The following is an 18,638-nucleotide window of genomic DNA, read 5'->3' on the forward strand; positions in this document are numbered from 1 at the left end:
TGAGTCATTTGAAATTATTTAGAATTTAGATATTGGAATTTCCAATTTTTCCCGGGTTGGGATTTAGCTTTTTATATTTTTCCCACCTAAATTGAGGTCTCGTTCAAGTAAGCGCTAATGGACCTTGCCGCCACCTTTCCGTCCTGGACGGCTTTGACCACCAGGGCGGGCCCCCTGACGATGTCGCCGCCGGCAAAGATACCCGCCACCGAGGTCTTGCCGGTACCGGCATCGACCCGGATCAACTTTTTAGCGTCCAAATCGACGTTGGGGTACCAAGCCGGTGAGGCTTCGTCGGCCTTGTTGCCGATCGCTTCGATGACCAGGTCGGCCGCCAGGACCCATTCGGATCCCTCGATGTTGACCGGTGCCCGCCGCCCGGACGCGTCCGCTTCCCCCAGGGCCGTGCGGACGAGTTTGAGGCCTGTAACGCGTCCGTTGTCGTCCGCCACGATATCCACGGGCTGGTTCAACAGCAGAAAGTGAACGCCTTCCTGAAGCGCATCCATCTTTTCATCCTCTTCGGCCGGCATCTGGGTATAGGAGCGCCGGTAAACGAGATAAACATCCCTGGCGCCCAGCCGGATGGCCGATCCCACACAGTCCATGGCCACGGAGCCGCCGCCGACCACCGCCACGGTCTTGTTTTCGATTTTGCGGGCGTATGCATCGATGCTCCCGTCGCGCAGCCCTTGGAGGTAGGCCACCGAACTGTATAGGCCCTCCACATCCGCACCGCCGTCTTTGAGACGCACGGCATCCCACAAACCCGGTGCCAGGAAAACGGCCCGGTAGCCTTTCTCGAGAAGGTCTTCAGCCCCGTTCTCCGCATCTATCGGAGCCGAGCACTTGAACTCGACGCCCAGTTTTTTAATGTCCTCCATCTCGCCGGCCAGGAAATCCATGTCAAACCGGTAGGATACCACCCCGTAGCGCAGGACGCCCCCCGGCTCCGGGCGCGCTTCGAAAACCGTGACCGGGTAGCCTTCTTTGGCCAGTTCGGCGGCGCAACTCAGCCCAGCCGGACCCGACCCTACGACCGCCACTTTTTCCGGTCGCGCGTCCCCCTTTTCGAGCACGGTGATACCCGTATTCCGGGCATGCTCGATCAGGAAGCGTTGAATTTTGCCGATGGCGATGGGCTTCCCGATACCTGTCGCGCTGCACTCCTTTTCACACAGCTCGGCGGTCGGGCATAATACCCCACAGGCCCCTCCCAAAACATTGTTGGTTTTTACGGTGCGGACAGCACCAACCACATTGCGGAATCGCAGCTTCCTGATGAAAGTTGCCGGATCGGTTTCCGCGGGGCATCCCTTGGAACACGGTGCGTCATGGCATAGCAGACAGCGGTCTGCCTCGGCGATGGCCTGCCCCAGGTCGAACCCTTCTTTCATTTTGCTGAACTTTTCCAGGTAACTCACAGGCTCCCTCCTTGTCTCTGTCTCTTTAGAGATCTACTGAATTCTTTGCCTGATGCAACGGTTACGCATCACGCCCCCCGCTTGTCGCTACAAGGGCAATTTAAGCCTGAATAAAAAAAGTAATTATAATTCAATCTCTTTGGGATGACAATAAAAAAATTTAATCTATCACTGATCGGGGTGAACGTTCACGACGCTGCCCAGACCCCACCGCAGGGTGTGGACAGGCGTCCAAGGCAATCGGTTTTTTTTATTGTCGCCCTGCCCCTAAAAAACCTTGACGACCGCTCGATTCCTAGGTTACAAAACGGACAAATTATAGCTACATATAGGTGATCATCCGTCATGCAGGGGCTCGGAGCTTCCCGCAGGCGGCATGCTTCAAAGACACCACGTCTCCGATCGTTTATGTTCCAATCACAAAGACAGCTAGCGGCAGGCTTTCTCGATATAGGACAAACCTATTCGGATGGCTGACCGCAGGCTGAAAACCAACACATTACGACCATGAAAGGGGTTCGTCATGTCAAGAATCGTCAAATGCGCCCACATCCAAGCCTCCAACGCCAAACACGATGGCAGCCCTGCGGACATCAAGGCGGCCATGATCGAAAAACACATCCCGCTTATCGAGGAAGCCGGTGAGAAAGGGGTCAACATCCTCTGCCTGCAGGAAATATTCTACGGCCCCTATTTCTGCGCCGAACAGGACACCAAGTGGTATGCCACGGCCGAAACGGTTCCCGGGCCCACCACCGACAGGTTGGCCGAATATGCCAAAACGTACAACATGGTGATGGTCATTCCGGTATACGAAATGGCCTTGGATGGCGTGTACTACAATACCGCCGCCGTAGTGGATGCCGACGGTAAATACCTGGGCAAGTTCAGGAAGGTTCAGATACCGCACACCTGGCCCGGCTTCTGGGAAAAGTTCTATTTCAAGCCCGGCAACCTCGGATTCCCGGTGTTTCAGACCGCTTACGCTAAAATCGGCATATTCATCTGCTATGACCGCCATTTTCCCGAATGCGCCCGTGTCCTGGCCCTCAACGGCGCTGAAATCCTGTTTAACCCCTCGGCGACCACCGCGGGAAAATCCCAGTACCTCTGGGAACTGGAGCAACCGGCCCAAGCCGTGGCCAACGGGGTCTTTATCGGTGCCAACAATCGGGTCGGGCTTGAAAAACCATGGGAATTCGGCCGCTTTTACGGCTCCAGCTACTTTGTCGACCCGCGCGGCGAGATTATGGTCAGAGGCAGCGAGGACAAGGACGAGGTGGTGATCGCGGATCTGGATCTGGAGTTGATTCGCGAAGTCAGGGACGGATGGCAATTCTTCCGGGACCGACGGCCGGAAATGTACACGGAAATCTGTCAGCAATTGCCATAATAACATCGCTGTGCACTGTCATGAAACGCGGCTGCGCCGCTACCTCGACAAGCATCGTGAGCAGCCTGAAAACACCTGCTTCGGCAAGCGATCAAGATCTGATATGTTATATCCAAATAATCCCGTGTGCGGGACAACCATGGAAGGAGGAAAGGAGAACCTATGAGCGAAGAACAGAAGGAACACAAACACTGGATCGTTTACCCTATCGGGAGCAAGCCCAAATGGGGCCTCGCCATACTACTGGGTATCCAGCAGTACCTGACCATGTTCGGGGCGACCGTACTGATCCCCTTCATCGTCGGCGGCGCTATGGGGCTGCCCCCCCATCAACTGGCGTTGTTGATCTCCACCATCTTTTTTACCTCGGGATTGTGCACCCTCATTCAGCAGTCCCCCCTCGGCAACAAGCTGCCGGTTATTCAGGGCGGGACGTTTTCTTTTTTAGGGCCCACATTCGCGATACTCGGCCTGTGCACCGCCGAATTGGCTACCAGTGCAGGCATCCCCTTGTGGCAGTTGAAAATCCAGATGGTTGCCGGCGCCATCATGATCGCATCCGTGGTTGAAATCGTGCTGGGCTACACGGGCATTATGGGCCAGGTGCGCAAGCTGATCAGCCCCATCGTCATCGGCCCCACCATCGCCATGATCGGTCTGGCGCTTTTCGGTATCGGCGCCCCCTGGATGGCCACCAACTGGGTCATCTCTCTCGTCACCTTGATCTCCCTGATTCTCTACTCGCAGGTGTTTTCCCAGAAATCGAGAGTGTTCATGCTGTTTCCGGTGCTGCTGGCCATTGCCACGGGCTGGATCCTCTCGCTTCTGGGAACCATCACCGGCCTGATTCCAGACGGCAACGCCGCCAACCTGACCGGCAAGCTCGGCTTGATCGGTTCGGCATCCTGGATCAGCTTCATGCCCATGATGCCGTTCAAGTGGGGTTTCCCGAACTTCGGCAGTTCCGTGCTGTGGGCCGGCGTTTTCGGCATGCTGGCCGGTTACCTGGCCTCCATGATCGAATCCATCGGCGACTACTACGCCTGCGCCCGCATCTCCGAAGCCCCCGTGCCCACGGGCAATATGATTTCCAGGGGCCTGGGCGCCGAGGGCCTGGGCTGCCTGGTGGCCGGGATCATGCAGACGGCCAACGGCACGACCACCTACTCCGAGAACATCGGCTCCATCGGCCTGACCAAGGTCGCCAGCCGGCGCGTGGTGCGCTGCGGGGCGGCCGTCATGCTGATCATTCCGATCATCGGCAAATTCGGGGCCGTTTTGGCCACGTTGCCCATGCCGGTTGTCGGGGCCATGTTCGTGGGCCTCTTCGGTATGATCGCCTCGGTGGGTCTTTCCAACCTGCAGATCGTCAACCTGAACAACTCACGGAACCTGTTCATCATCGGCCTCAGCTTCTTTGCCGGCCTCAGCGTCCCCTTCTGGTTCACCGCCCATGTTGATGCGGGAACGGGTCAGATCGTCAGCGGCGCTCTCGCATGGGGGACCCCGGGCAGCTTCATCAACGTCATCGGCAACATCATCCAGGCCATCATAAGCACGGGTATGGCCGTTACCGCCATCATCGGCATTATCCTGGACAACCTGCTTCCCGGCGCCACCCGCGCCGAAAGAGGCCTGGAAATCTGGGAGAGCGAAGCCTCCGATGAAGCCTGGGAAGAGGCCGAGGCCCAGTGGGCCGCCATGAAAGAAGGCGAGATGAGGCCCATCTAAACCTAAAAGAACGGCGTTCTTTTGGTGCCCGCGGCTTCGCCGCTGTTGGAGCCTATACGGAGGGCAGACCCTTTCGGCCTGCCCTCCGTTCGTTATTTCATTCCACGCCTCACGACGATACGCTCGATGCCGTTTATGAAATTTGTATACACATTACTGATCGCCTTCGGCCTCGTGGCCATGTATGCCATTCTGAATGCCGGCAACCCCGACAGCCTGCTCAGATCGTTGTTTCCCGATCCGTCCTGGGACGTCACCGTCGCCATGGTATCTTCGCTGATCGTTTTCGTGCTCGGCTTCGTGGTGTTCTTCAACCGTGACAGCGAAGGATTTCGCAATCTGATCGAATTGAACGGGGAGCGCATTCGGGAGATGCGCGCCGCGGGGCACTCCGATGAAGAGATTGCCGATTCGATCCTGGAGGCCATGGGCAGCCGCGGCGGCTACCGCCACAAGCTGACGCGCAAGAAGCTGGTGGTGTACTTGGCTCAGTATACGTAAATAAGGTAACCACTGGTCATCATGCAAAATCTCTACGCCAATCAGCAATGGGTCTACATCGCCCTTATCTTTTTCGGCATCATCGGCTATATCGCCTTCATCCGCTGGCGCGACCGCCAGTGGATCGAAAAGCGGTTCGGTCATGCCAAAATTCTGGCCATGAGTTTCGGAGTGAACTATTTCGGCCGCGAGGCCGAACCGGGAAAGCCGGGGAAAAGCAGCGGGTTCCTGCTGCTCCTCGAAGACCGGCTGTTTTACCGCAGCCGGACCGCCCGGCTGGAACTGGAAATTATCGGGCAAAACATCGCCCGCGTGTACCCGGACAGCAGCATCAAAGGCGTCGAGCTGCATCAGTCCGTCATGAAAATCGACTTCATCAACGAAAACCGCGACCGGGACAGCGTCGCCTTCAAAGTTCCTTACCCGCCCCAGTGGATCCGTGCCATAGAAAACAATCTGTTGAAAAATACGCCCCCCCCGCAAGATTAAACGAAATCCGACGTAAGGCGTAAGCAGTGAATCGTTAGACGTTAGACGTGAAGCGTGAGGCTGTGAAACGGGCACTGCGCCTTGTGCCTTATGAAACATCGGTTTTAGATAAAGATAATTATCTTTTAATATCAATATGTTGAATAAATAAATCTAAATATCATAATATTTATAATATTTGTTTTATACAAATATTTCTCACATTCCGGTTGACAAAGGATTTTGGATACCTTATTGAGCGGATAAAAGACACTTGATCGGGTCTTCATCCTAGTGTCCAAGCCCTTGTGAGGCATCATGTTTAAAACAGCGCGAACCAGCACGGTGACCCAAAAAATTATCGGACAAATCCGCACGGCAATTTTAAAGGGCCGGCTCAAACCCGGCGACGTTCTGCCGCCGGAAAAGGCACTGGTGGAGCAGTTCGGCGTGAGCAAGCAGACCCTCAGGGAATCGTTGCGGGCCCTGGAACACATGGGCCTGATCGATGTCCGCAAAGGCATCGGCGGCGGTGCCCACATCGTTGAAGTCGACATCGAGGTCACCAAGCAAAGTCTGGCCAATTTCCTCTATTTCAAAGACCTCACCATCGAGAACCTGTCCGAACTGCGTAAACTGATCGAGCCGCACGCTGCCAGACGGGCTGCCGAAACCATGCCCGAAGAGGGCCTTCGCATTCTCGGCGGACTCAACGCCAGGGCCTGGGAAAACCTCGATAAAAAATTCATGCAGGAGATGAGTCGCAACGAAATCGACTTTCACCGGGTGATTGCCCAGACAACCAACAACCCCATTCTGGTCCTCCTGCTCGACTTTGTCGAAGATCTGCTGGAAGATTTCAAAAAAGTTCTCAAACCCGATATGGATTTTTCCAAATCCGTGCTGGACGCCCACGAAAGAATATACGCGGCCATTTCTGACAAGGATAGCGAAAGAGCCGCCGCCGAGATGTATCGCCATGTACAGGAGGTCGAAGATCATCTGGCCAAACTGAAAGAGGGCATCGACTTGTGGCAGGCATGTCTCAAACAAGCCTAAATTTTCATTTAGAAAACCTAATTTTAAAACAGGAGGGACGACATGAGCTTACCAGTGATTAAAAACTACATTAACGATGAATGGGTCGATTCGAACACCACGACATTCGGTGATGTTTGGAACCCGGCCAAGGGTGAAAAAATCGCCCAGGTGCCCTATGGAACCAGGGAAGACGTGGATGCGGCCGTCAAAGCGGCCAGGGCGGCTTTCCCGGAATGGCGAGCCACGCCACCGCTTACCAGGGCCCGCTACCTGTTCCGCCTCAAGGACGCGTTTGAGGAAAACTTCGAAGAAATTGCCAGAGTACTCACCACCGAACAGGGCAAAGCGATCGACGAATCCCGCGGAGAGGTCCGCCGCATGATCGAGAACGTGGAACACGCCACCGGTGTCACCACCCTGATGTGCGGTTACACGCTGGAAGATATCGCCAAGGACATCGACTGCTACGGGCATCGCCAGCCCATGGGGGTTTTTGCGGCCATCGTGCCCTACAACTTCCCCGGCATGGTCGCCTGGTGGTTCCTGCCCTACGCTCTGGTCACCGGTAACACCTTCATTGTCAAACCCTCCGAGCAGGTGCCCATGACGCAGACCAAAATATTTGAAATCGTGGAAGAGGTGGGTTTCCCGGAAGGTGTTGTCAACATGGTCCACGGATCACGCGACGTGGTCAACGCGCTTCTGGACCATCCGGATATCGAAGGCATCTCCTTTGTCGGCTCGACCCCCACGGCCAAATACATATACCAGCGCTGCGGCGAAACCGGTAAACGCGTGCAGGCTCTCGGCGGCGCCAAGAACATCGTGGCCATCATGCCGGATGCCGACTTGAATGCCGGTATGCCTTCCCTGACCACATCGTTTTACGGTTGTGCCGGCCAGCGCTGCCTTTCCGGTTCGATTCTCGCACCGGTAGGGGATATCGCGGATAAACTCAAGGAACAATTCGTGGCCGCCGTCAAGGAGATCAAGGTGGGCGACGGGCTGGATGAACAAACCTTCATGGGCCCCGTGATCAGTGCCGCCCACAAGGAAAGGGTGCTGGGGTACATTGAAAAAGGCATCGCAGAAGGCGCCGAGCTTGTGCTTGACGGCCGCAACTATGAAGTCGACGGCTACCCCAACGGCTTCTTTGTCGGCCCCACCATATTCGATAACGTCACCCCGGATATGACCATCGCCAAAGAAGAAATTTTCGGACCCGTCGTGAGCATCGTCCGCACCAAAAACCTGGACGAGGTCATCGAACTGATCAACACCCGCGGCTATGCCAACGCCGCCTGCATCTATACGAATAGCGGGCCAGCGGCGCGTGAATTCAAGTATCGGGTCAAACCGAGCATGGTCGGCATCAACATCGGTATCGCCGCCCCCATGAGTTTCTTCCCCTTCGGCGGCTCCGGCAACTCCATGTTCGGCGACACCAAGGGTCATGGACAGGAAATATTCAACTTCTTCACCGACACGAAAGTGGTCATACAGCGTTGGTTCTAATCCATTAGAAACAGTGGCGGGCCCCACCACCGTGCAGCATGGTGGGGCCACCGCCGCCGGAACGCCTTAAATGAATTGTTTCCACCCAAGTTGAGCGTTTCAAATTAGGTTAACGTATGAGGAGAATGACATGCCGCTTATCAATTTCGGGAGTATTTTAAGCTTTGCAGAAGAGCTGGAAAAGCAGGACGAGGACTTTTATGCCGCCGTGGCGGCCAATCCCGCCTTTTCCGATCAAAAGGACCTCTTCGAACAATTTTTAAAAGATGCCCGCAAAAACATCAAAACCGTGCAGCGCACCCGGCGCGAAAACGTCACCGAAATGATCCTGGAAAAGATCAACGACTTCACCCGGGCGCCCTATTGCGAAGAGGTCGACCCGGCGGAAGCTGAAAGTATCGGGGACATCCTCGACTCCGCCCGCTGCCTCGAAAAGAGGGCGGAACGCTACTACACTGATGCCGCCGTTAAAATCAAGGCGCTGTCCGAAGTGTCACGGGCATTGAAAACCATCGGTAAAAAGCATACCGCCCACTTGAGAAAACTGGATACCCTATAGAACAGGAGGATCGTGCCATGAGCGATATGGAAAACAGGGTCAAGGAGATGGCCGCCCACAGTTTCGGTACCTGGAACTGGCAGAAAAACTGGAAGGCGCCCCTGCTCATCGACGACGCCGAAGGCGTCTACATTGTCGACAAGAACGGCAAACGCTACATCGATTTCTCTTCCCAATTGATGTGCTCCAATCTGGGTCACAAAAACCAGGCTATCATCAGCGCCATCAAAAAACAGGCCGATAAGCTGCCCTATGTGGCCCCGGGTTTTACCACGGAGGTCGCCGTGGAAGCCATCGAGGCGTTGAGAACGGTGATGCCCGCCGGCCTGGATAAATTCTTTTTTTCGACCAGCGGCACGGAGGCCAATGACGGCGCCCTGGTAATCACCCGTCAGTCCAAGGCACCGTCTTTCAAGGTGATCTCGCGCTATCACTCCTACCACGGGGCAACGCCTGCAGGCATGGCCCTTACCGGTGACCCGCGCAGATGGCCGGTGGAAAGGGTGCGTTACACGGTGGACGGCGTCTGCTTCGCCCCCGACTGCTACTGCTACCGCTGCCCCTTCGGTCAGACCTACCCCGACTGCAAGGTCCAATGCGCCCGCTACCTGGACTACATGATCAAGGAGGAGGGCAATGTCGCCGCCGTGTTCGTCGAACCGGTCGTGGGCACCAACGGCCGCCTGGTTCCGCCCCCCGAGTACTTCCCCATTCTGCGCAAGATCTGCGATGAAAACGACGTACTGCTCATAGCGGATGAAGTCATGACCGGCTGGTACAGGACAGGCCCGGCCTTTGCCATGCAGAACTGGGACGTTCTCCCGGACATCATGACCACGGCCAAGGGGTGCACCTCCGCCTACATGCCGCTAGGCATCACCGCAACCACCAAGTCAGTGGCCGATTTCTTTGAAGACGAATTCTTCTGCCACGGACACACCTACGCATTCCACGCGATGTCGCTTTCCGCGGTCAAACCGGCCGTGGCAGAGTACAAGAAGCTTTTGGATACGGGGTTGCCCCAAAAAGTCGGCCCTTACTTGAAGGAAAGACTGTTCGAATTGGGTGAAAAGCATCCCTGCGTAGGCGATGTACGGGGACTGGGCCATTTCTACGCCCTCGAAATCGTAAAAAACCGGGAAACCAGGGAGCCCTTCGACGTCAAGGCCGACAAGCTCAGCGGCAAACCACTGATGGCGGGAAAAATCGCCGGTGAAGCCATGCAAAACGGCTTATACATCGCTGCCTGGTATGACACCCTGACCATAGCGCCGCCCCTGATCATCAGCGAAGCCGAAGTCGACGACGCCATCGCCATCCTCGACCGGGCTCTCGCCGTCGGCGACCGGGACGCTGCGGACACGGCTGTGCCGGTATCACGGTCAACCGAGTATTAGGTCTTTCAACCCGGAGTGAATCAGGTGTTCGCTCCGGGCCGTTTTCATCCATGCAGATGAATTAAAGGGTCCAAGGGGTCCAGGGTTTCATGGGACAGCTCATAGCTGATAGTACTTAGCTCATAGTCCGCTATCAGCTATGAGCTATGACCTGTAAGCTGATTTTTTCGCGACCCCTTGGCCCCCTGAATCCTCAAATTTTTTTTTAGGAGGCCGGAAAGCGTGGCGCTGGACATCGGTACATTCATCAAGGATTTCGATGCGCGTTTCAAACTGTTTCACGAGCTCATGGCCAACAAGGTCCGGGACGTCCTGCTGGTTTCGACGCCCTACGATGCCTGGATCATGGAAGAGGATGTCCGGCTTTCGGAGAGAATCATCCACGAATACAGGGGCCTGAACCTCAGCAACCCGCCTCGGCTCACCTGGGTGTCTATGGCGGACGAAGCGCTGAAGGCCCTGGATGAAAAAAAGTTCGACATGGTGATCACCATGCCGCGGGTGGCCGACATGGACTGCCTTGCCCTCGCCAAGCAAATCAAGCAGAGGGACCCCAGTCTGCCGGTCGTCCTTTTCGCCCACAGCGCCATCACCTCGGTGGAATTCTACCCCGGCGACACCAAACCGGAGGGGGTCGACCGGGCCTTTGTCTGGTCCGGCAACACCGACATTCTCGTGGCCTTGATCAAAAGTGCCGAGGACCGGTTGAATGTCGAACGCGACACCCAGTCGGCAGGCATCCGGGTGATCCTGTTTGTGGAAGACTCCCCCCTTTACGTCTCGTCCCTGCTCCCCATCCTGTATCGGGAACTCGTGAGTCAAACCCAGGCGGTTATGGAAGAGGGCCTGAACGAGGAGCATCGACTCCTTGCCATGCGTGCTCGTCCCAAGATTCTGATTGCCGAAAACTACGATGAAGCCATCGAGATATACGAAAAGTACAAACCCTATATCATCGGCGTCATCTCGGACGTGCGTTTTCCCAAGAACGGACATCTGTGTGCCGATGCGGGGGTGCAACTGCTTTCCAAAATAAAAGACGACCGTTGGGATATACCGCTGCTGCTCACCAGCTCGGAACCTTTAAATGCAAAAAAAGCAAAACCCATTCCCGCTTTTTTTGTGGACAAAAACTCACCGGCCCTGCACGCCGAGGTTCACAATTTCTTCATCGACCACCTCGGGTTCGGTGATTTCATCTTCCGTGACAAAAACGGCCGGGAAATAGACCGGGCCTCCAATCTCAGGACCCTGGAAAAAAAGATTCAGGCCATTCCAGATGAGTCCTTCCTGATGCATGCCAGCAGAAACGACTTCTCACGCTGGCTGTTCGCACGTACGGAAATTGTACTGGCGTCTAAGCTGCGTCCGGCCACTTTTGACGATTTTTCAAATGACCCCCGCGACATGCGCGAGTGGCTTGTTTCCACCATTCGCGAACGCCGCAGCAGGCGCCAAAAAGGCATTATCGTCAATTTCGAAGCCCACGACTTCGATCTCGAAACCGAATTCTTTAAAGTGGGCAAAGGCTCCCTCGGAGGGAAGGCCAGAGGCCTGGCCTTTGCCTCCAGCCTGTTGCAGCACAAGACCGACCTGCATGCCAGGCATCCGGAAGCCCGCATCATCGTCCCCCAATCACTGGTTGTGACGACCGAGGGCTTCGATGCTTTCATCGAGAACAACAAGCTGATCAACCTGGCCAACAGCGACATACCGGATGAAAAAATAGCTCAGATTTTCCTCGATGCCGACATACCCGGATGGATAAAAGAGGACCTGATCGCCTACATGAAAAAGGTGGACTACCCAATTGCCATCCGTTCTTCGAGCCTGCTGGAGGATGCCCAGTTCAGGGCCTATGCCGGCCTCTATCGGACCTACATGCTGCCAAACGACTGCGCGGATTTCAGCATGCGACTCGAGCACCTGCTGACCGCCATCAAACTCGTGTATGCCTCCACCTACTTTCACGGGCCGAAATCCTTTTCACAACGGGTGGGGCACCGAACCGAAGAGGAGAAAATGGCCGTCATCATTCAGAAGATGGTGGGCAGAAACTACGACGGCCATTTTTACCCTGCCATTTCGGGAGTGGCCCAGTCCCACAACTACTACCCCTTTTCGCACATGAAGCCGGAGCAAGGCATTGCCACCATTGCCATCGGCCTGGGGAAAATGGTTGTGGAGGGCGAAAAAACCCTGCGGTTTTCCCCCCGCTACCCTCAACTGCTGCCACAGCGCTCGACCGTGGAGGATATCCTGGAAAATTCCCAGCGTTTTTTCTACTCGCTGAGACTGAACAACGACTGCCCCCTTCTGGGCATCAACGACAGTCAGAATCTGGAGAAAAGGGAAATTTCGGATGCCGAAAAGGAGCCGGCGGTGGCCATGCAATCATCCACCTACATCCCGGCCGAACACCGCATCCGGGACACCGTACACGTTCCCGGACACCGGGTGGTGACCTTCGCCCAAACACTCAAGTACAACGCTTTCCCCCTGGCAGATATCCTTTCCGAATTTCTATCCATCGGCGAAGAGGGCATGGGCTGCCCCGTAGAGCTGGAATTCTCTGTCAACCTCAGTCAGGGGGACGACGGCAAACCGGAGTTTGCCGTTCTCCAGCTCAGGCCCATGACCGCCCGGGCGGAACTGGAAACCGTAGACATTCATGAGGAAGAACGCAAGAAGGCCTTCTGTATTTCGCACAAAGCCCTGGGAAATGCCGTAAATAAAGAGATCACGGATGTGGTCTATGTCAAACCGGATGTTTTCGACCCCGCCAATACGATCGCGATCGCACGAGAGATCGGTGAAATGAACAAAATCCTTTTGCAAAAGAAAAGGAAGTATCTGCTTGTCGGACCCGGGCGGTGGGGCTCCGCGGATCAATGGCTGGGAATACCGGTTGGATGGGCCGACATCAGTGGTGTCGGCGCCATTGTCGAAACCACTTCCGATCTGATCAAGGCCGAACCATCCCAGGGATCGCACTTTTTTCACAACATTACTACCATGGGCATAAACTACATCAACATCACCCATGCAACCGACGATTTTTTTGATTGGGAGTGGCTGGCTGCCGTCCCGATCAGGCATGCCCTGAAGCATGTTGCCCACGTAAAGCTTGACCAGGCCATGACGATTAAAGTCGATGGCAGGAAATCGTGCTGTGTCATCTACGTGTGAATGCGGCTGTCATTCCGGGAGGAGGGATAGCAATAAACGAAAAATCATTTCAATCAAAGTGGAGGAATGGCGTGTGGGAGTGATGGTTGGCTGAATGTAAAAATCCCGTTCTGCCACCGTTGGTGCATTCCAGCACGCCGATGCACCAATACGCCAGTACACCAATTTCATTAGCTATGGAGGGAAACACCATGTCCGACATTGTACAGCTCGTAAAAACCAGGGACCCGGACCAGCCTGAGTTTCACCAGGCCGTAACCGAGGTCATGGAATCGATCGAACCGGTCATCGAACGCAACCCCGAGTACCGTCAGGCCAAAGTGATGGAAAGAATCGTTGAGCCGGAACGGGTCATCATGTTCCGGGTGCCCTGGATGGACGACAAGGGCAACGTCCAGGTCAATCGCGGGTTTCGCATCGAGATGAACAGCGCCATCGGCCCCTACAAGGGAGGCTTGCGGTTTCACCCGTCCGTCAACCTGGGCATCCTGAAATTTCTGGCGTTCGAACAGGTCTTTAAAAATGCCCTGACGACCCTGCCCATGGGCGGCGGCAAGGGCGGGTCCGATTTCGACCCCAAAGGAAAGTCCGACAACGAGGTCATGCGCTTCTGTCAGAGCTTCATGGCCGAACTCTTCCGCCACATCGGCCCCAACACGGACGTGCCCGCCGGCGACATCGGGGTAGGGGCCAGGGAAATCGGTTTCCTGTTCGGCATGTACAAAAAACTGCACAATGAATTCAGCGGGGTTTTAACCGGCAAGGGTCTGAGCTGGGGCGGCAGCCTGATCAGGCCGGAAGCCACCGGATACGGTTCGGTCTACTTTGCTTCCGAAATGCTCAAGACCAGAAACATGTCGCTGGACGGCAAAACCTGCCTGGTATCGGGATCGGGAAACGTGGCCCAGTACACCATCGAAAAAATACTGGACCTGGGCGGCAAGGTGATCACCTGTTCCGATTCCAGCGGCTATATCTACGACGAGGAAGGCATCGACCGCGACAAGCTGGCCTACCTGATGACGATCAAGAATGTCCGCCGCGGCCGGGTAAAGGAATACGCCGAAAAATACCCCCATGCCGTCTACACGGCGGTTGACCCGGCCCTGGGCCACAACCCCTTGTGGGACCACAAGGCCGACTGCGCCTTCCCCAGCGCCACCCAGAACGAAATCAACGCCAAGGACGCCCAGAACCTGGTCAACAACGGGGTGTCTTCCGTCTCCGAGGGCGCCAACATGCCCACGGTTCCCGAAGGTATCGAAATATTTATCGAAAATAAACTGTTGTACGGCCCCGGAAAGGCGGCCAACGCCGGCGGTGTATCTGTTTCCGGGCTGGAAATGACCCAGAACAGCATGCGCCTGGGCTGGTCTCGCAAGGAGGTCGATGAGAGGCTGCACCGGATCATGATCAGCATCCACAAAACCTGTATGAACACGGCCGAACAGTACGGCACGCCGGGCAACTACATGAACGGGGCCAATATCGCCGCATTTGTCAAGGTGGTGGACGCCATGCTGGATCAAGGGCTGGTATAGAGCATTTGCCCTATATATGTTCCGTTTCAACTTTGGATTGGACGGTGGGGGGTTTATTTTTCAAGGCACCATATCATCAATATTCTGCACAGCTGTCGTAGTGCCCTGACGGATTGATGATGTTTCCGCTGTCAGACTTTATTAAAAATCTGCATTTTTTCATCATCAATCCGGCGGGCACAGGTTATGCCTTGGTTTGATATGGCGCTTTGAAAAATAAACCCTCCACCCGCTTAGGGCGTACGAAACGGTATTCTGACAAATACCATAGAAAAAAACTCCCCGGCGTTCCTTCGGGGAGTTTCTTTTTTATGCAAATGAAAGCCCGGTGGATGTCCCCAATGCTTCCAACGCCTGATCGACCCCCAGCACCTTGATCGTTTGCATACCCATGGCCCGAGCAGGTTTGAGGTTAATGCCCAGATCGTCCAGAAATACACACTCTTCGGCGTTTACGTCCAGCCGGGACAGGGCGATGCGGTAGATTTCCGGGTCCGGCTTGCGCACCCCCTCGAGGCTCGACTCGATGACCTCGTCGAAAAGGGCCATGATCTCCAAAAACTGTGCTTTCTGTCGGTTTGTCTGGGGAATCGCGGCGCCTTCACCCGCCTTCATGTTATTGGTGAGGCACCCGGTTTTGAAATGCCGCCGGCATTGCCTCAAAGCGTCCACCATCCGCGGTCTGACAGCTCCCGACAACAGGGCCAAAACGTCCTTTCCCGGAATAGCGTGGCCCTGCAGGCGGGACTCCTCCTCGAATTTCCGGTCGAAGGCATCCATGTCGATCCGGCTGCTCTCGAATTGGGCCCAGGCGTTTGTCGTGGGGTTGGTTGCATTGATGCCCCTGATGAAATTCCTGGGGATGTTGTGGCGTTCCTCGTAACGATTGAACGCTTCGAAGGGGCTGGTGGTGATGACCCCTCCGAAATCCCAGAGAATGGCCTTGATCATAGCGTTCACGTCCTCTTTTCCGATCCGGATATGGGCGGCTACCCGACCGTTATCATCTCGCGGGTATCGGTCACGACGTCGCCGATCACCACCGCATCTTCCACCCCGCCCTCTTTCAAGGCAGTCACCAGTGAATGCGCCTGATTCGGATCTACACTGATCAGCAGCCCCCCGGATGTCTGAGGATCGAAGAGAACATCCTGCAGGGAACGGGGGATGTCGTCACCGAAGACGACCATGGCCTCACGAAACGACCGGTTGTTGTGGCCACCGCCGGGGATCATGCCCATGGCGGCGAAATCGAGAGCCTCCGCGATGACCGGCACCCGTTGAGCATCGATCTTTGCGCCGGTGCCCGAGCCTTCGATCATTTCGGCCAAATGCCCCAGGAGCCCGAAACCGGTCACGTCCGTACATGCGCTGACATCGAAATCCATCATGATCTCCGCGGCATAACGGTTCAAGGCGGCCATCAGGTGTGTCACCCTGTCGGTCAGTTCCGCAGAGACCATCCCCGCCTTGACGGCGGTGTTGATGATGCCGGTACCCAAAGGCTTGGTCAGCACCAGTTTATCACCGGGCCGCAGCGTTTTTTTGGCCAGAACCCGATCCGGGTGAACCACGCCGGTCACGGAGAGGCCGTACTTGAGTTCCTTGTCTTCGATGCTGTGCCCGCCCAACAGGACCACCCCGGCCTCTTTCATCTTGTCGATGCCGCCCTGGATAATCTGCCGCAGGATGGACAGGTCCATCTCCTTGACGGGGAAGGCCACCAGGTTCATGGCCGTCTTCGGCGTGCCGCCCATGGCATAGACATCACTCAACGCGTTGGCCGCTGCGATCTGCCCGAACCAGTAAGGATCGTCCACGATGGGCGTAAAAAAATCGACCGTCTGAATCAGCGCCAGGTCGTCCGCAATTTTGTAAACACCGGCGTCGTCGGCCCGCTCCAGCCCGATAATCACGTTCTCGTCGGCGGGAAACACCATGCCGCACAACGCTTTGTCCAGGTCCCCCGGACTCAGCTTGGAGGCTCAGCCGGCCCCGGCGACCGTTCCGGTCAAGCGGGTTTCCTGTAAACGTTTCATACATCCCCTCGTGTGGTTTTGGTACGGTGCGATTACCTTGTTCGCACGGGCAACATAATCTGTTTTGCCCTTAATCACAAGACAGAAAAGACATTCGGCGGCGCGGTTCAAAGACAAATAAAAAAATGTTAGAACCTTGAAATATTTATTGACCATCCTTACTTTATCCTGTAGGTAGGCAATTCGCCGAGTGATAAGCGATTGGAAATGTTGCGATGATGCGCGGATTTAGAAAAAGAAAGCGATGCCGGGAACAATGCAGGGGATGCTGCATGTTAAAAGATGTTCAACCCGGTAAACGGGCCAGAATACGCCACCACCACGCCACCGGTCCCATGCGCCGCCGCTTTCTCGATCTGGGACTCCTGCCGGAAACGGAAATAGACGTCATCGGCAAGGCCCCTTTCGGCGACCCCATCCAGTGCCGGATCGGCAACTGCTGCCTCACCCTGCGCAACGAAGAAGCCGCCTGCATCGAGGTCGATTACGAACCTGCGGCATCCGAAGAGTAGCTACCCGGAAAGTCAATCACCACCCTTGAAAAAGGTGGCATGTCAATGGCCCTTTTGGCAGGGTTAAAACCCTGCGCTACCTGATCGGGCAAACAAATGGATAGAAGCAAACATGGCTAATAGCTTCTTGATCCCGGCCAAAGCGAGTTGCGGGACACCCCGCTATTCCCAGCTTTCGAAATGAACCCAGATCACGGCTCCCAGTTCGACCCCTTTTTCCTCCCCTGAGGCCGTCTTCAAGGTAAAATCCGCTTCGTTGAGCGCCGCAAAGCCCCACCACCCGGCATGCGGCACGGCATAGGTGAAAACACCATTCCGATCGGCCTTGATGGTCTGGGTGACCATGTAGTCCGTTGGGGCATGGGCGGTGTTGTGCTGATTGTAATATTCGACTTCGACCTCGGCATAGGGAACGACGTTGCCGCCGACCCGGACAATGCCCTGAAACACGTTGCCGGCATAAAGCCCGAACGGTTTGGAAAGCGGGACGATTTCGGTCTTCAAACCGATGGGCTCACCCCAGCCTTCGTCGTCGCCGAAAGCGGCTACCACCGTTTTGGTGTAGTGAATGATAAAACAGTCTTCGGCAGGTTCCCAGTAGGGCTGCGGCTCCATATAAAATTGGTACACCCCGGGGCGTTTGATCCGATAATCCAGTGTCCAGGCGGGATGCCCCATGACCCTGGCGGGCTTGAGCGCCGTTAGCATATCCCGGGGTGTGCCATTGGCAACCACCTGAAAAACATGGGGTTTTACCAGTTCCATGCCGACCATCTCCATGGGATGGCTGAAGGAGGCCTGCACGTGGACCGTTCTCTCCTCTCCCTGCATAACCATGTTGTCGGAAGGAATCAGCATGCCGAAATGGGCGATGGCCGGACCGGCCGACATCATCAGAAACAGGGCCGCAACGACGACTTGAACGTATCTTTTCATTTCACTCTCCTTAAACGCTCACCTAAAGGTAAATAAAAAAGCCACATGGACGGCGCCTCTTTTCATAAGAGTCATTATCCGTTGCGGCTTGACGTAGGTTTTAAATTATTTCTAAGTTATTATCAGATCAAAGGGCCTGTTTTCGAACAGGATTTCGGTATGTTTTTAACGACCTGAAATGGGTTTGTCAACAGGTATCCGTTTCCTCTTTTTGTTCCCCGGTCGATGACGCCGGCACCTGCCCACAGGTCGTCGTCTGCGAACAACCGGAGCAGCCGCAGCCGCACGTGTCCTTCCCCGGCCGCTTGACGCCGCGGTAGAACCGGCGAACCAGGTAAACGGCGGCAATGATGACAATGAGGACCACGATAATGTTTTGCATGACCGCTCTC

The 18,638-nt window shown here is 55.6% G+C and carries 16 protein-coding genes; 11 read left to right on the forward strand and 5 right to left on the reverse strand.

All coding sequences use genetic code 11. The features are described from left to right. Positions 1-86: 86 nt before the first annotated feature. Positions 87-1,424: an NAD(P)-dependent oxidoreductase gene (locus LJE94_02240; protein MCG6908926.1), complete on the reverse strand. Its 1,338-nt coding sequence runs from the start codon at positions 1,422-1,424 to the stop codon at positions 87-89. 523 nt (positions 1,425-1,947) lie between these two features. Here LJE94_02240 and LJE94_02245 point away from each other — a divergent pair. The 10 genes from LJE94_02245 to gdhA all read left to right on the forward strand — a co-directional run bounded on the left by LJE94_02245 (position 1,948) and on the right by gdhA (position 14,759). Continuing rightward, complete coding sequence (locus tag LJE94_02245) at positions 1,948-2,817, forward strand: acyltransferase (GenBank protein MCG6908927.1); 870 nt, start codon at positions 1,948-1,950, stop codon at positions 2,815-2,817. A 162-nt stretch (positions 2,818-2,979) separates the two neighbouring features. Continuing rightward, positions 2,980-4,548, forward strand: coding sequence for a purine/pyrimidine permease (locus LJE94_02250; protein ID MCG6908928.1), 1,569 nt, complete (start codon positions 2,980-2,982; stop codon positions 4,546-4,548). A gap of 135 nt (positions 4,549-4,683) precedes the next feature. After that, the gene (locus LJE94_02255) at positions 4,684-5,049 is read left to right on the forward strand and encodes a hypothetical protein (protein MCG6908929.1); all 366 of its coding nucleotides are present in this window, start codon (positions 4,684-4,686) and stop codon (positions 5,047-5,049) included. Between the two features lie 21 nt (positions 5,050-5,070). Then, positions 5,071-5,538, forward strand: a complete 468-nt coding sequence (locus LJE94_02260; protein MCG6908930.1) for a hypothetical protein — start codon at positions 5,071-5,073, stop codon at positions 5,536-5,538. Between the two features lie 297 nt (positions 5,539-5,835). Continuing rightward, complete coding sequence (locus tag LJE94_02265) at positions 5,836-6,576, forward strand: FadR family transcriptional regulator (GenBank protein ID MCG6908931.1); 741 nt, start codon at positions 5,836-5,838, stop codon at positions 6,574-6,576. 42 nt (positions 6,577-6,618) lie between these two features. Beyond that, the gene (locus LJE94_02270) at positions 6,619-8,073 is read left to right on the forward strand and encodes a CoA-acylating methylmalonate-semialdehyde dehydrogenase (GenBank protein ID MCG6908932.1); all 1,455 of its coding nucleotides are present in this window, start codon (positions 6,619-6,621) and stop codon (positions 8,071-8,073) included. Between the two features lie 130 nt (positions 8,074-8,203). Beyond that, entirely contained in the window at positions 8,204-8,632 is a 429-nt protein-coding gene (locus tag LJE94_02275; protein MCG6908933.1) for a hypothetical protein, read from the forward strand. A gap of 17 nt (positions 8,633-8,649) precedes the next feature. Further along, complete coding sequence (locus tag LJE94_02280) at positions 8,650-10,029, forward strand: aminotransferase class III-fold pyridoxal phosphate-dependent enzyme (GenBank protein MCG6908934.1); 1,380 nt, start codon at positions 8,650-8,652, stop codon at positions 10,027-10,029. Between the two features lie 222 nt (positions 10,030-10,251). Next, a complete protein-coding gene (locus tag LJE94_02285) occupies positions 10,252-13,218 on the forward strand; it encodes a hypothetical protein (protein MCG6908935.1) in 2,967 nt (988 codons plus the stop codon). 191 nt (positions 13,219-13,409) lie between these two features. Then, complete coding sequence (gdhA, locus tag LJE94_02290; protein ID MCG6908936.1) at positions 13,410-14,759, forward strand: NADP-specific glutamate dehydrogenase; 1,350 nt, start codon at positions 13,410-13,412, stop codon at positions 14,757-14,759. Positions 14,760-15,068: 309 nt separating this feature from the next. On the opposite strand, the gene LJE94_02295 is transcribed toward gdhA, so the two are convergent. Next, the gene (locus LJE94_02295; GenBank protein ID MCG6908937.1) at positions 15,069-15,710 is read right to left on the reverse strand and encodes an HAD-IA family hydrolase; all 642 of its coding nucleotides are present in this window, start codon (positions 15,708-15,710) and stop codon (positions 15,069-15,071) included. A gap of 38 nt (positions 15,711-15,748) precedes the next feature. After that, positions 15,749-16,798, reverse strand: a complete 1,050-nt coding sequence (gene selD, locus LJE94_02300; GenBank protein ID MCG6908938.1) for a selenide, water dikinase SelD — start codon at positions 16,796-16,798, stop codon at positions 15,749-15,751. 272 nt (positions 16,799-17,070) lie between these two features. Here selD and LJE94_02305 point away from each other — a divergent pair, with 272 nt between their 5' ends. Further along, positions 17,071-17,310, forward strand: coding sequence for a ferrous iron transport protein A (locus tag LJE94_02305; GenBank protein MCG6908939.1), 240 nt, complete (start codon positions 17,071-17,073; stop codon positions 17,308-17,310). Between the two features lie 162 nt (positions 17,311-17,472). Here LJE94_02305 and LJE94_02310 read toward each other — a convergent pair whose 3' ends face one another. After that, positions 17,473-18,246, reverse strand: coding sequence for a DUF4198 domain-containing protein (locus LJE94_02310; GenBank protein MCG6908940.1), 774 nt, complete (start codon positions 18,244-18,246; stop codon positions 17,473-17,475). A 187-nt stretch (positions 18,247-18,433) separates the two neighbouring features. Continuing rightward, entirely contained in the window at positions 18,434-18,628 is a 195-nt protein-coding gene (locus tag LJE94_02315) for a FeoB-associated Cys-rich membrane protein (protein ID MCG6908941.1), read from the reverse strand. Between the last annotated feature and the right edge of the window lie 10 nt (positions 18,629-18,638).

Source organism: Deltaproteobacteria bacterium (assembly GCA_022340465.1).
Lineage (GTDB): Bacteria > Desulfobacterota > Desulfobacteria > Desulfobacterales > B30-G6 > JAJDNW01.

Bases quoted from the DNA above. Each gene is read 5' to 3' on its own strand.
- LJE94_02270 (MCG6908932.1), top strand. From the start codon at position 6,619: ATGAGCTTACCAGTGATTAAAAACTACATTAACGATGAATGGGTCGAT.
- LJE94_02250 (MCG6908928.1), top strand. From the start codon at position 2,980: ATGAGCGAAGAACAGAAGGAACACAAACACTGGATCGTTTACCCTATC.
- LJE94_02310 (MCG6908940.1), bottom strand. From the start codon at position 18,246: ATGAAAAGATACGTTCAAGTCGTCGTTGCGGCCCTGTTTCTGATGATG.
- LJE94_02305 (MCG6908939.1), top strand. From the start codon at position 17,071: ATGTTAAAAGATGTTCAACCCGGTAAACGGGCCAGAATACGCCACCAC.
- LJE94_02265 (MCG6908931.1), top strand. From the start codon at position 5,836: ATGTTTAAAACAGCGCGAACCAGCACGGTGACCCAAAAAATTATCGGA.
- LJE94_02280 (MCG6908934.1), top strand. From the start codon at position 8,650: ATGAGCGATATGGAAAACAGGGTCAAGGAGATGGCCGCCCACAGTTTC.
- LJE94_02315 (MCG6908941.1), bottom strand. From the start codon at position 18,628: ATGCAAAACATTATCGTGGTCCTCATTGTCATCATTGCCGCCGTTTAC.
- LJE94_02245 (MCG6908927.1), top strand. From the start codon at position 1,948: ATGTCAAGAATCGTCAAATGCGCCCACATCCAAGCCTCCAACGCCAAA.
- LJE94_02260 (MCG6908930.1), top strand. From the start codon at position 5,071: ATGCAAAATCTCTACGCCAATCAGCAATGGGTCTACATCGCCCTTATC.
- LJE94_02255 (MCG6908929.1), top strand. From the start codon at position 4,684: ATGAAATTTGTATACACATTACTGATCGCCTTCGGCCTCGTGGCCATG.
- gdhA (MCG6908936.1), top strand. From the start codon at position 13,410: ATGTCCGACATTGTACAGCTCGTAAAAACCAGGGACCCGGACCAGCCT.
- LJE94_02275 (MCG6908933.1), top strand. From the start codon at position 8,204: ATGCCGCTTATCAATTTCGGGAGTATTTTAAGCTTTGCAGAAGAGCTG.
- LJE94_02295 (MCG6908937.1), bottom strand. From the start codon at position 15,710: ATGATCAAGGCCATTCTCTGGGATTTCGGAGGGGTCATCACCACCAGC.